We start from the raw sequence: 12,266 nt of genomic DNA, 5'->3' as shown, positions 1-12,266 counted from the left end.
GATACTGCAGTCTAAAATCAACCTGATAAAACTGTCTTTAGGGCAACAGAAAAAGCCTAGAAATATTAATTTCATAGGCTTTTCTAATCCCAATTATTTCACCTCGGTAAACACGACGTGTTTACGCAATTTTGGTGAGTATTTTTTCAATTGAAGACGGTCTGGTGTGTTGCGTTTGTTTTTAGAAGTAAGGTACAAGCGTTCACCAGATTCTTTGTGTTCAAGTGTGATATTTACGCGCATGAGTGCTCCCTTCTATTCTTATTCAGCTGCTTGAGCTTTAGCGATCTTACGTCCTTTGTAGTATCCTTTAAGAGATACACGGTGTGAACGTGAGTAGTCACCAGTTGTAGCATCGAATTGAACAGATGGTGCTGTCAATTTGTAGTGTGTACGACGTTTGTTTTTCTTCGCTTTTGATGTGCGACGTGCAGGTACTGCCATTTCTTTGTTTCCTCCAATAGAATATTCTTTGACGATCCGTCAACTTTAAAAGAATAACACAAATGAATTGTAAAGTAAAGTTACTTGACAACTTTTTTCAAAAAAAACAGGAACCCCTAATCCTGAAAGGGAAAATCAACAAGAAACCACAAGGCTGCTCCTATTGAGTGAGCAGCCTGTAGCTGTTTCAGATATACTCTTTTAGTTTATCTTTTATTACTATGTTAGCTCGTCTTGTCGTGCTTCAGTATTGCCTGCGACTCGCTGCCTTGTACTAAAAGCAAACTAACAGACTACAGTAGCCTTAGCCTTTGCGGCGTTTGGATTTAACAATTCCAAGGGTTGCCAACAAACCAAGTCCCATGCTTGTCATCATTACGGAGCTTTGGCTAGAGGTGTTTGGCAAGTTTTCTTGTTTAGTGGTTTCATTCTTCCAGTCAGGGATCGCTTTCTCAGCTTTTGACAGTGACTCTACAGAGTTCCACTGAGATGGAATGGTTCGATTTGTAATTTTCTTTGATGGGCGGGTAAGGACTGGTAGGGTTGGATTGTTTCCGTTAGACTCCCCTTCCTTCTTATCTCCTTGTTTTAGTTGATCCAAGTCGAATTTAGGAAGCTCTTCTGTGACGGTTCCTTTCCCATGCTGTTTTTGTTTGAGGGCATCTAGGTCGAATTTAGGAAGTTCTTCTGTGATGGTTCCTTTCCCATGCTGTTTTTGTTTGAGGGCATCTAGGTCGAATTTAGGAAGTTCTTCTGTGACGGTTCCTTCTCCATGCTGTTTTTGTTTGAGGGTATCCAGGTCGAATTTAGGAAGTTCTTCTGTGACGGTTCCTTCTCCATGCTGTTTTTGTTTGAGGGCATCTAGGTCGAATTTAGGAAGTTCTTCGGTGATGGTTCCTTCTCCATGTTTTTTGGAGCGTAGGTCTAGTTGAAGGAGTAGTGGGTCGTGGTCGGAAGCACGTCCGTGTTCTTCCATGAAGATGGAGTTCACGTGGACCATGTCAAACTCGTAGCGGTCGAGGAGGTTATTTGAGATAACAACGTTATCCAGGGACTGGTTGTTTCCTTGGTAGAAGTAGGAGAAGCGATCGGATAGGTCGTGGCGGCTTACTAGGTTGGACATGATGTCTCCTGAGATGATGTCCAGTGTCTTGGTAAACTCGTAGTCGTTGTAGTCTCCTAGTATAGCGACGTTTAGATCGTTGTTTTGCGCCATTCCTTGGGAGATAAATTGATTGATAATGGTAGCCATTTGATGGCGTTGTGTTTCAGATTTGAAGCTGACTGGTTGAACCTTACCGAAGAGTCCATTATCTCCTCGTTTTGAGTTGAGATGGACGGCAACGACGTTTATTTTTTGTCCCTTGAAGTTAAACTCTGCGATAATTGGTTTCCGTGAGTTTTTCCAAGCTGTATTGGTTGGATCGATGCGGGCGATGCTGTGTTTTAATTCGCCGTTTTCCCAAGCTGCGGGCGTAGTTGCATCTCCTTTTGGTTTATCCGATAAAGAGACACGATCGGCATTGTAAAGGAATCCTGTACGGATATTGGAACCAGGAGCACCACCGTCCATATTATTTTCAGGTTCAATGTCAATGTATTGATAGGTAGGGCCGCCTTCAGCTTTGATGGCTTCAATTAGTCGGCGAGCGCTTTGGCTGGCATCGACGGTCCCATCATCGGTTGTCCCGTTGTTGTCTTGGACTTCAATAAGGGTGATGATGTCTGGAGATTTCAAGTCATTGACAAAAGATTTGGCAATGCGTCTAACTTTGGCATTGCTGGTTGTTTTGTTATTGGCTGAGAAATTTTCAATGTTATAAGAGGCGATGGTGAGTTTGTTGGGGTCTTTGACAATTGTTGTGATTTCAGGTTGGACACCGCCGTCTGTAACTGCTGGAGAGTTGGCAACGGTAGCTAGTAATTTATAATTGGTATAGCCATAGGAAATCGGACCGTAAATCCGTCCTTGGAAGGAGTCGCCTGTTTTTGTAACGACATTTTTATCGAAAAGGACGGCGATTTTTTCGGGATGGGCGTTATCGGCTTCAAGGGTTAAGCCACCGAACTTATTGGTTGGTCCTGTATAAGTTCCTGGAACGACATAGACTTCTTTATAAGATTGTGGGCCAAGAACCTTAGCATTGTCAATTCCCACAACCATACCTTCTAAGGACTCCCAGAAATCAAGGCCATTTGTATCTGGATCGAAGGAGGTGAAGGAATCATCTTTGATAATTTTCGTAGGAGCGATGCGGTCAACACCGAGGATGATCGGAGCGGGGACATCGGTTTTGCCTTCTTTTACAATGGAAGTCGCTGCAATCTGGGTTGTGGTCAAATCTGTTGCTGCCTTGTCGCTGTAGCCAGTTCCGAGATATTCAACGACTTTCCCTGTTACGGTTAGGATGTCGCCAAGGGCAACTTGGTGATTGGTTTGGAAAACGTTAACGCCGTCAGATGTTTTTGGGTTGCCATCGGGTGTCAAGTCTTGAATGTAGAAGTGGTTTTTGTTGGCAATGTAAGTGACCACCACATTTTTCACGGTGACCGTTTGATTTTCAAGAGGAGAGGTGTGGCTCTCTCCCTGGATTTGTCCAACCGTTACGAATGCTTCTTCTGGTGGAGCTGCCGTGCCTTTTTTGACAACTTCAAACTGATTTTCCAAGAATGGTTTTAGTTGATTTTTGCCTCGATAGGTGGATAAGATCGCTGTGATGTTGAAGGTGTCGTTTTCAGAGATTAAGTTGGTTAGAATGGCATTGGTAATCCCTGTGCGGCTATCGACCCGAACTGCGACGGATTTGCCATCTGCGTCACGGATGTTAAAGGTGGAGGTCCCGTTTTTATCACTAGAGATAGCGCCCACGGTCATATTCTCTAGGGTTACGAGCGTTGATTGGAGATTGTCTGTCAAGCCGTCGACAGTTGTGACGGTCGGTTCTGGAACCGAAAGATCTGCGACTTTTGTGAGGTTAGCAACCTTGGTTAGTTGAAGTTCTCCATTGAAGTCCCCTAAGGTTCCCTCTAATTGAACCGTATCTCCCATAGCGACATCCTGTTTTTTACCAGGATACACATAGAGGCCGTCGCCAGCCGCGTCTTGGATGTAGAAGCCATTGCCGCCCCAAGCATTGACCTTACTGATGACTTTACCAGAGACGGTTAGTTCTTGTCCTTTTTCGCTCTCTCGTGCTTGTGCGAGAGGTGTGGTTGAGCTATTGGAATCTGCTGAAACTGTTTCTACAGGTTGGTTGTCAATTGGGGTTTCAGCGGGTACCTCTGATAAATCCGAATGATTTGGAGTTACTTGATTTGTGTCAGCGGGAAGGTTTTCAGTTGCAGGAGTTTGATCATTTGCCGCGACAGTCCCTTGTGTCAACGTGGTCGATAACACAAGTGGCGCTAGTAGCAGAGAAGCACGCAACATATACTTATAAACAGCCTTTTTTTCCATGGGGATCTCCTATCTTTTGATGATTTCATTGTATCAGAAATATCAGGATAAACCAAGAACAATCCGAATGTTTTATGCGAATGCTTGCACAATAGTTCGTTTTGTTTGGGAGTCAAATCAAGCTAGGGGAGGCTAGTCGGTCTACTCCCAAGTAGGTTGACGAAGTTGGTGATAAGGCTTTCGTAGAGGTGGGAATTGTGCTAAAATTGTACTAATGCAACTAAAGGAAAAGGAACATTATGAAACTACAGAAACCAAAGGGAACGCAGGACATCTTGCCTGGTGAATCTCGAAAATGGCAATTTGTGGAAGCCCGAGCTCGGGAAATCTTTGGACGTTACCGGTTTGAAGAAATTCGGACGCCGCTCTTCGAGCACTACGAGGTCATTAGTCGGTCGGTTGGAGATACCACCGATATTGTTAGCAAGGAAATGTATGATTTCTATGACAAGGGAGACCGACATATTACCCTAAGACCAGAAGGGACTGCTCCGGTAGTGCGTTCTTATGTAGAGAATAAGCTGTTTGCGCCAGAGGTGCAGAAGCCAGTTAAGCTGTTTTACATGGGTTCCATGTTCCGATATGAGCGGCCGCAAGCGGGACGCTTGCGGGAGTTCCACCAAATCGGGGTGGAAGCATTTGGATCTAGCAATCCTGCAACGGATGTGGAAGTCATCGCCATGGCGGCTGATTTTTTCCGAGAACTTGGTCTGCAGGGAATTCGTCTGCATTTGAACAGCTTGGGAACTCCGGAATCACGCGCAGCTTACCGTCAAGCTTTGATTGACTACCTCTTGCCTCATAAGGAGACCCTATCCGCAGATAGTCAGCGCCGCTTGGAAGAGAATCCGTTGCGGGTCTTGGACTCCAAGGAAAAAGCGGACCAGGCAGTTGTGGAAGGGGCACCGTCCATTCTGGATTATTTGGATGCGGAGAGCCAGGAACACTTGGATCAAGTGCGGGAGCTCTTGGATGCCTTGGGTATTGACTATGTTATGGATCCGAGAATGGTTCGTGGTTTGGACTACTACAACCACACAATTTTTGAATTTATCACAGACGTTAAGGGATCCGATTTGACCGTTTGTGCCGGTGGTCGGTACGACGGTTTGGTCTCCTACTTTGGTGGTCCTGAGACCCCAGGATTCGGGTTTGGTCTTGGGGTGGAGCGGTTGCTTTTGCTGCTTGACGAGCAAGGGGTAGAACTTCCAGGCTTACTAGCCTTGGATGTCTATGTTGCTACCCTAGGCGCAGAGGTGAATCGGGCTGCAACCCTTTTGGTTCAGTCTTTGCGTCGACAGGGTTTGACAGCGGAACGAGAGTATCTCAACCGCAAGCTCAAGGCTCAGTTTAAGGCGGCGGGTCAATTCCAGGCGCGGGCCTTGATTACCTTTGGAGAATCTGAGTTAGAATCTGGACAGGTGACGGTCAAGGACAACCAGACACGGGAACAAATTCAAGTTAGCTTGGCTGATCTCGAGGCAGATGCACGGGGCGTTCTGGCGCCGATTTTGGAGTAGTAGGCCATGAAGAAGAAATTACTTGGGGCCTGTATACAGGCAGTGGTGATTGGTTTCGTGATTGGTTGTATCTGCTTCTTGGTGCGGGGAGATTTCCTTTACCGTTATTTAGCACCAATTTTCGGTTTTTTGGCTGGACTGGCCTACTTTGTAACGGGTACAGCCATTGAAATTTTACATGAAATAAGACAAACAGAGAAAGAGGAATAGTTGATGGAACGTTCGATGTATGCGGGGCGTGTGCGCTCGGAGCAAATTGGTCAGACACTGACCCTAAAAGGTTGGGTTGGTCGTCGTCGGGACTTGGGAGGCTTGATTTTTATCGATTTGCGTGACCGCGAAGGCTTGATGCAGTTGGTGATCAATCCAGAATTGGTGGATGCGTCTGTTATGCAGGCGGCAGAAAGTTTGCGATCTGAGTATGTCATTGAGGTGACCGGGAAGATTTTGGCGCGTGAGCAGGCCAATGATCAATTACCTACGGGGCAAGTGGAGATGCAGGTTGAGCAGTTGACCGTCTTGAATACGGCTAAAACGACTCCGTTCGAAATCAAAGATGGGATTGAGGTCAACGATGATACGCGTTTGCGTTACCGTTACCTTGACCTACGTCGTCCGGAAATGTTGGCGAATTTCAAACTCCGTGCGCAGGTTACCCACAGTATTCGCAACTATTTGGATGAGCATGAGTTTATCGATGTGGAGACTCCTTTCTTGGCCAAATCGACTCCAGAAGGAGCACGAGACTACTTGGTCCCAAGCCGGGTGCATGAAGGACATTTCTATGCTCTTCCACAGAGTCCACAAATCACCAAGCAGCTCTTGATGAATGCTGGATTTGACCGTTACTATCAAATCGTGAAATGTTTCCGTGATGAGGACTTGCGTGGAGACCGTCAGCCAGAGTTTACGCAAGTCGACTTAGAGACGTCCTTCCTATCGGATCAAGAAATCCAAGACTTGGTGGAAGGAATGATTGCTAAGGTTATGAAGGATACCAAGGGCATTGAGGTGACCCTACCTTTCCCTCGCATGAAATACGAAGAAGCCATGCGTCTTTACGGTGTCGATAAACCAGATACCCGTTTTGAGATGCTGCTGGAAGACTTGACAGACCTCGTTTCAGATGTTGAATTCAAGGTTTTCTCTGAAGCACCAGCTGTTAAAGCCATCGTGGTGCGTGGGGCAGCGGACCAATACTCTCGGAAAGATATCGATAAGTTGACCGAGGTCGCCAAGCAATACGGTGCCAAGGGTCTGGCATGGGTTAAGTACGTTGACGGTGCTCTTACAGGTCCCGTTGCGAAATTCTTGACTAGCCATGAAGAGAAGTTGGTCGCTCACCTCAATTTGGGAGCCCAAGACCTTGTTCTCTTTGTTGCGGATGAAATGGAAGTGGCTAATGCTACTCTTGGGGCGCTTCGCGTGCGCTTAGGAAAAGAGCTAGGACTTATCGACGAGAGTCGATTCGATTTCCTCTGGGTTGTGGACTGGCCAATGTTTGAATGGTCTGAAGAGGAAGGTCGTTACATGAGTGCCCACCATCCGTTTACCCTGCCACAAATGGATACGGCTTCCGAATTGGAAGGTGACCTCAGCAAGGTTAAGGCGATCGCCTATGATATTGTCTTGAATGGTTATGAGTTGGGAGGCGGAAGCCTTCGGATTAACCAACGAGACTTACAAGAACGCATGTTTAAAGCTCTTGGATTCAGTCAAGAAGAAGCAGAAGAGCAGTTTGGCTTCCTATTGGAAGCTATGGACTACGGCTTCCCACCACATGGTGGATTGGCCATCGGTTTGGACCGCTTCGTTATGCTGCTAGCTGGCCAAGACAATATTCGGGAAGTCATTGCCTTTCCGAAAAACAACAAGGCCACAGACCCTATGACTCAGGCACCGAGTCCAGTGGCTTTGAGCCAATTGGAAGAACTGAGTCTACGGGTCCAAGAGGATGAAAGACAATAAATATTATCGTGCTTTTCGGGTCTGGTTGGATGAACTAGGCAGGCGTTTCCACTTTATCAAGCTTTTGCAGAGTATTTCTCGAGAAAAATATGACGAGAAATTGTCCGCCGCGGTCTTGTATGGAATCTTGTCCGCGATTGCGGTCAATCTCTTTTACCAACCCGGTCATGTCTATTCTGCTGGGGCAACCGGTTTGGCTCAGATTATTCAGGCTCAATTACTCAATCATTTTGGCATCAATCTGCAACTGGCCTTGATTTACTACGCCATCAATATTCCCCTGATGGTCCTGGCTTGGTATCAGATTGGCCACAAGTTTACCATTTTCACCTTCATAACGGTTAGTTTCTCGACCCTCTTCCTAGAGTGGATTCCAGAGTTGACTCTGACCACAGATCCCATCATCAACGCCCTTTTTGGGGGTGTTCTGATGGGCTTGGGGATTGGTTTGGCCCTTCGGGCCAATATCTCCAGTGGCGGTATGGATGTCTTAATCCTGACAATCCGCAAGCGGACCGGTCGGCAGGTCGGTAACCTGTCGCTGGCCCTTAACGGGGTTATCATTCTCATGGCCGGGCTCTCCTTTGGCTGGCCCTACGCCTTTTATTCTTTGGTGACCCTCTTCGTGTCCACGCGCGTGACCGATTTGGTTTTCACCAAACAAAGAAAAATGCAGGCCATGATTGTCACCAGCCATCCGGAGCTGGTTATCAAGGAAATTCACGCTAGGTTGGAGCGTGGAGTGACGATTTTGAACGATGCTGAGGGGGCTTACGAGCATGAGCGCAAGGCGGTGTTGATCACCATTATTACCCGAGCGGAATATCATAAATTTAAGTGGATTATGCGCGAAACGGATCCCAAGGCCTTTGTGACCATTGCAGATAATGTTCACGTTCTGGGACGTTTTGTTGAATATTAAAAGTAGACCGGCGAAAAAATCTTTCGCTAGGTCTTTTTTTAATTTTTTTCGAATAAAAATATGGGAGCGGGAAAAACTCTCAGATTTTATAAAGTCTGCCGAGAAAAGGTTGGGTGCAGTCATCCTACCTTCCCTCGGTAAGAAAAGGAGACCTATGAAAACAGCAATCTTAGTCGATGGTGGATACTACCGCAAACGGACAAATCTGGCCTTTGGTTCGGAGGATCCAGCCCAGTCAGCCCAACGCCTGTATAAATATTGTACGCGGCATCTTAAAGAATCCTGTTACCAGGCAGAAGTGCGGCACGATCTCTATCGCATTTTCTACTATGACTGTCCCCCAATCCAGGCCAGTCTGCTCAATCCTTTCGGAGATCGGGTTATTGACTACAGCAGAAGTGACACACTACGCTGGACCGAAGAATTTTTTATGGAGTTGAGCCACAAGCGGCGTGTGGCTTTGCGCATGGGGGAGCTATCTGAGAACAAGCCCCTTTACACCTTGCGGGAGGAGGCCCTTCAGTCTCTGCTCTCTGGCCAACGAACAGCGAAGGATCTTCAAGAGTCGGATTTCCGCCTGAACCTTCAACAGAAAGGAACTGACATCCGAATCGGCTTAGACATCTCTTCCCTTGCTTATAAACAGCAAGTAGACCGTATTATCCTCATCGCCGGCGACAGTGACTTCGTCCCTGCCGCCAAACTGGCCCGACGTGAAGGTATCGACTTTATTCTGGATCCTCTAGGTGGACCGATTAAGGACAATCTCAGCCTCCACATTGACGGCCTGCGGACGATTGACACAGCTTACTTGGGCCATTGAGAAAAGAGAAGAGCAGCTTCCGAACGGAAGCTGATTTTAAATTCTTTAGTTTACAATTCGGACTTCTAGTCCAAGTTTGTCCAAGACTTGCTTTTTCAAGTCTTGTGTTAAAGGCGTGATGGTAGCTTGGTAACAAATGCTCTGCCCTCGGCATTCTTCGGTTACTGCGGTGATAATTCCCATGATTTGACCATCTAGGAAGACGGGAGATCCAGAGTTTTCCTGCACCAATCCAAGATCTGCAGTCAGGGTGCCGTCAGCTTCCACACGAATGATTTTACCAGCTGCTTGGGTGTAAGGTTGGCGCGTGAGGCTGGAGAAGCCCATGGTGGACACAGTTTTCCCCAACAGTTTTTGAGGCTGGTGGTAGATAGCCAGCTTGAGTTCTTGTTTATCCGTTGGAAGTCCTAGGCTGGAATCAACTTGGATAAGAGCTAAGTCGTTTTTTAAATCCTCATAACCGCTATAAGACGGGGCCAGGTGGTAAGGGGTGGCAGAGGTTCCCGTGTGGAAGACCTTTTTCCCTTGAGCATTGTAAGTTTCAACGGTCTGCCCAGATCGTAGCTGCCCCTGTTCATCTGTGAGATTGTGGGCTGCGGTGAGGAAGGCACCTTTACCGAGGTAGGTGCCCGTACCTCGGACAGTTTGTCCTGACTCTATCCGCGCGATGAGTGCCTGCGTCAAATGAAAGGGATAAGTACTGGCTTCCTGTGGGCTGACTTCCTTCCGAGCCTCTGCCAGAATTGGCGCGTGTAGCAGTAAGCTTAAGAGGGCGATGAGCAGGGTAACTAGTCGTTTCTTCATGATTAGCTCCTTTGTGGTCTTTTTCTTTTTTATTCGTTTTTTTAAAAGAAAAAAACTCCCCAAAGGAGAGAAGTCTAGGCTTTACCGTCGTTAATTTCGATAGAGACGACTGCAACTTGGGAATCGTAGCTTGGTTGGATTTCAAGCTCAATATTGCCATCTCCACTGACTGCAAAGTTGGCAACTGCGTGATCGTAGCTTCTGCCTTCAGAAATCGTAACATAAGTGTTACCGATGGAATAAGCCTGCATTTTCTTGTTTCCGACATAGAGCTCCATACCGGTTCCGAGGAATAGCCCTGCTGTGCCAAGGTTGGTTACATTATAGGGTACTTTGAGAACCTTTCAGGTTGGTTGCTTTCGTATTGATCACCTTCTTCTGACCACTCAGCTTCGTAATAGTGAACTCAGCGATATTGTCGAAGGTGATTTTATCTCCGGCTTTATAAACTTCCTTTTTCTTTTTACTGGATGCTTGGAGTTTTCCTTCGTTATCGCTAGATCCCTCTTGCGTGCTGGAGGATTCTGAAGATGCTAAGTTTGAAATTTGTTCTATAATGATGGAACATGCAGACAAGCTAAGTAAGGTTAGTAAGCTAAAAATGATAAGACCTAAGTTTTTATAATCGATTCTCTTTTGACTGTAGGTGCTTTCAATATCTGTCATAAAATATTTGTAGTAAAAAATCAAGGATGGTTGTATCATAGTAGTAAGGAATAGAAGTAGAAAAATATCGGGAGCACACACACCGTTGAACGGTATCTGAGAGGTGGGGAATTCCCGTCCCACCTATTCCTAGAATCAGAGGTAGTTAAATTTTTTATAATTTAAGTAGTTGCTTTTATAGGCCAGTGAAGTAGGTGTTGTGATCTGTTTCCCTCTGGATTTTCCAGAGGGATTTTTTTTGCTTTTGCCCACCATTTGCCCACCAACTTTCTCACCTTTATCCCCATTTATCCCACTCAAAAATCAAAAAAGCCCGATTTTTCGGGCTTTTCATCAGTATAAATTCGGATAAAAGGGGTTGTTAAAGGCGGTAGACGGATTTAAGGTGTTTTATTTATAGGGACTTTGAAGGTGTTTGACCAAAATATGACCAAAATTAAAGCGAAGAAAATATATTTCGAATTTGCTCATTGTTCTTATCTCTAAGTTTGTCTAGTTGGTGAGCGTAGGTTTTTAGGGTAATATTCAAGTTCTCATGACCAAGTAATTGAGATATGGAAATTAGATCTACACCTTTTAAAATTAGGTAGGAGGCGTAAGTATGTCTTAGAGAATGGTTGTGTACATTTCGTCCAACAATTTGTTTCAGGAGTCTGTTTGAATAAGAATTAGAAGTTCCATAGCAAACTCTATTTAAGGGATTGTCTTTGTAATACTTATCTCGATATTCGCTTAGTATCTCTAAAGTTCGAGTATCGATTGGTATTTGTCTCATAGACTGCTTGTTTTTTGTAGGTACAAATTCTTGGGAATTTGAGTAGTCAAAGGACTTATTAATATCAATGATTCCAGATTGGAAATCAATGTCACTCCAGGTTATTCCCATTACTTCTGCGAAACGAAGTCCAGTTACTGCAATTAGAAACAGTGTTAGATAGGTGACATATTGGAAATTTTCTCGAGTGACTTTGATTAGATGGAGATATTCCTCTTCTTCTAAGAATTTAGATTTAGTAGACCTAGGTGCAACTTGAGATTTTATTACAGCCCCTTCTGTAAAATTAGAATTTAATAATTTTTCTCGAACAGCAACTTTTACGGCTGCTTTGATCTGATAATGAAATTTCTCGAGAGTTTCTTGAGCAAATTTTTTCCCAAAGTCATTTAAAACTTTTTGATATTGAATTGGGGTAATTTCTCTTAATTTTGCTGGTCCAAAGTAATGTTGGATATGTTTTAGATTTTTTGTGTAAGTTTCCCATGTCTTTTCAGTCACAAAAGGTTTCTTGTAAATTTCTGCCCAGGTTTGAGAGAAGTTATAGAGTGTTACATTTTCGTCAGTTAACGGATTTTCGTTTAACTGATTTTCAGCTTTTACAGCAGCAGCTTTAGCTAACGTTTTATTAGCAAATCCACCTTTTGATTTAATGGCGAAGGTTCCATCAGGTCTTTTATAGGATATTCTATATTCCCATCCATTAGGACGTTTTCTAATTGATGCCATTTGTCTTTTACCTCATTTCTTGCTAAAATGGTGGTGTTAGTATGATTTCATGGACACGATTTGGTAGAATTATCTCAAACCAAAGGAGAAGTCCATATGTCACAAAAGTATAGTAAAGAATTCAAAGAAACCATCGTAAGCCTTTATGAAACCGGTAA

General features: G+C 45.0%; 12 protein-coding genes. 5 read left to right on the top strand and 7 right to left on the bottom strand.

Annotated elements, in window-relative coordinates:
* Positions 1-93 precede the first annotated feature (93 nt).
* The 3 genes from rpmG to I1A59_RS03015 all read right to left on the bottom strand — a co-directional run bounded on the left by rpmG (position 94) and on the right by I1A59_RS03015 (position 3,901).
* A complete protein-coding gene (gene rpmG / locus I1A59_RS03025) occupies positions 94-243 on the bottom strand; it encodes a 50S ribosomal protein L33 (protein WP_001265622.1) in 150 nt (49 codons plus the stop codon).
* Positions 244-261: 18 nt separating this feature from the next.
* Positions 262-444, bottom strand: coding sequence for a 50S ribosomal protein L32 (gene rpmF / locus I1A59_RS03020; RefSeq protein WP_135038419.1), 183 nt, complete (start codon positions 442-444; stop codon positions 262-264).
* A gap of 304 nt (positions 445-748) precedes the next feature.
* The gene (locus tag I1A59_RS03015; RefSeq protein WP_196091342.1) at positions 749-3,901 is read right to left on the bottom strand and encodes an LPXTG cell wall anchor domain-containing protein; all 3,153 of its coding nucleotides are present in this window, start codon (positions 3,899-3,901) and stop codon (positions 749-751) included.
* A gap of 239 nt (positions 3,902-4,140) precedes the next feature.
* Here I1A59_RS03015 and hisS point away from each other — a divergent pair, with 239 nt between their 5' ends.
* The 5 genes from hisS to I1A59_RS02990 all read left to right on the top strand — a co-directional run bounded on the left by hisS (position 4,141) and on the right by I1A59_RS02990 (position 9,134).
* Positions 4,141-5,421 carry a histidine--tRNA ligase gene (gene hisS, locus I1A59_RS03010; RefSeq protein ID WP_196091341.1) on the top strand — a complete coding sequence of 427 codons (1,281 nt, stop codon included), beginning with the start codon at positions 4,141-4,143 and terminating at the stop codon, positions 5,419-5,421.
* 6 nt (positions 5,422-5,427) lie between these two features.
* Complete coding sequence (locus I1A59_RS03005) at positions 5,428-5,631, top strand: hypothetical protein (protein ID WP_196091340.1); 204 nt, start codon at positions 5,428-5,430, stop codon at positions 5,629-5,631.
* A gap of 3 nt (positions 5,632-5,634) precedes the next feature.
* Complete coding sequence (aspS, locus tag I1A59_RS03000) at positions 5,635-7,389, top strand: aspartate--tRNA ligase (RefSeq protein WP_196091339.1); 1,755 nt, start codon at positions 5,635-5,637, stop codon at positions 7,387-7,389.
* Positions 7,376-8,311 carry a YitT family protein gene (locus I1A59_RS02995; protein ID WP_196091338.1) on the top strand — a complete coding sequence of 312 codons (936 nt, stop codon included), beginning with the start codon at positions 7,376-7,378 and terminating at the stop codon, positions 8,309-8,311. Before aspS ends, I1A59_RS02995 begins: the two co-directional genes overlap by 14 nt.
* A gap of 154 nt (positions 8,312-8,465) precedes the next feature.
* Positions 8,466-9,134 carry an NYN domain-containing protein gene (locus I1A59_RS02990; RefSeq protein ID WP_196091337.1) on the top strand — a complete coding sequence of 223 codons (669 nt, stop codon included), beginning with the start codon at positions 8,466-8,468 and terminating at the stop codon, positions 9,132-9,134.
* A gap of 45 nt (positions 9,135-9,179) precedes the next feature.
* Here the strand turns inward: I1A59_RS02990 and I1A59_RS02985 are convergent, their stop codons facing one another.
* The 4 genes from I1A59_RS02985 to I1A59_RS02970 form a co-directional block, all read right to left on the bottom strand.
* Complete coding sequence (locus tag I1A59_RS02985) at positions 9,180-9,938, bottom strand: S1C family serine protease (RefSeq protein WP_196091336.1); 759 nt, start codon at positions 9,936-9,938, stop codon at positions 9,180-9,182.
* A gap of 74 nt (positions 9,939-10,012) precedes the next feature.
* Positions 10,013-10,216, bottom strand: coding sequence for a hypothetical protein (locus tag I1A59_RS02980; protein WP_196091335.1), 204 nt, complete (start codon positions 10,214-10,216; stop codon positions 10,013-10,015).
* 43 nt (positions 10,217-10,259) lie between these two features.
* Positions 10,260-10,604 carry a hypothetical protein gene (locus I1A59_RS02975; protein WP_196091334.1) on the bottom strand — a complete coding sequence of 115 codons (345 nt, stop codon included), beginning with the start codon at positions 10,602-10,604 and terminating at the stop codon, positions 10,260-10,262.
* A 436-nt stretch (positions 10,605-11,040) separates the two neighbouring features.
* Complete coding sequence (locus I1A59_RS02970) at positions 11,041-12,108, bottom strand: site-specific integrase (RefSeq protein WP_196091333.1); 1,068 nt, start codon at positions 12,106-12,108, stop codon at positions 11,041-11,043.
* Between the last annotated feature and the right edge of the window lie 158 nt (positions 12,109-12,266).

This window comes from Streptococcus sp. NLN76 (assembly GCF_015686645.1).
Taxonomy (GTDB): Bacteria; Bacillota; Bacilli; order Lactobacillales; family Streptococcaceae; genus Streptococcus.
This window is presented reverse-complemented; position numbering and strand designations above follow the sequence as displayed.

What these genes read in the sequence shown, in the direction of transcription:
- I1A59_RS02970 (WP_196091333.1), bottom strand. Translation starts at nt 12,108, where the DNA reads ATGGCATCAATTAGAAAACGTCCTAATGGATGGGAATATAGAATATCC.
- I1A59_RS03005 (WP_196091340.1), top strand. Translation starts at nt 5,428, where the DNA reads ATGAAGAAGAAATTACTTGGGGCCTGTATACAGGCAGTGGTGATTGGT.
- I1A59_RS02990 (WP_196091337.1), top strand. Translation starts at nt 8,466, where the DNA reads ATGAAAACAGCAATCTTAGTCGATGGTGGATACTACCGCAAACGGACA.
- I1A59_RS02995 (WP_196091338.1), top strand. Translation starts at nt 7,376, where the DNA reads ATGAAAGACAATAAATATTATCGTGCTTTTCGGGTCTGGTTGGATGAA.
- hisS (WP_196091341.1), top strand. Translation starts at nt 4,141, where the DNA reads ATGAAACTACAGAAACCAAAGGGAACGCAGGACATCTTGCCTGGTGAA.
- I1A59_RS02975 (WP_196091334.1), bottom strand. Translation starts at nt 10,604, where the DNA reads ATGACAGATATTGAAAGCACCTACAGTCAAAAGAGAATCGATTATAAA.
- I1A59_RS02980 (WP_196091335.1), bottom strand. Translation starts at nt 10,216, where the DNA reads ATGGAGCTCTATGTCGGAAACAAGAAAATGCAGGCTTATTCCATCGGT.
- rpmG (WP_001265622.1), bottom strand. Translation starts at nt 243, where the DNA reads ATGCGCGTAAATATCACACTTGAACACAAAGAATCTGGTGAACGCTTG.
- I1A59_RS03015 (WP_196091342.1), bottom strand. Translation starts at nt 3,901, where the DNA reads ATGGAAAAAAAGGCTGTTTATAAGTATATGTTGCGTGCTTCTCTGCTA.
- rpmF (WP_135038419.1), bottom strand. Translation starts at nt 444, where the DNA reads ATGGCAGTACCTGCACGTCGCACATCAAAAGCGAAGAAAAACAAACGT.
- aspS (WP_196091339.1), top strand. Translation starts at nt 5,635, where the DNA reads ATGGAACGTTCGATGTATGCGGGGCGTGTGCGCTCGGAGCAAATTGGT.
- I1A59_RS02985 (WP_196091336.1), bottom strand. Translation starts at nt 9,938, where the DNA reads ATGAAGAAACGACTAGTTACCCTGCTCATCGCCCTCTTAAGCTTACTG.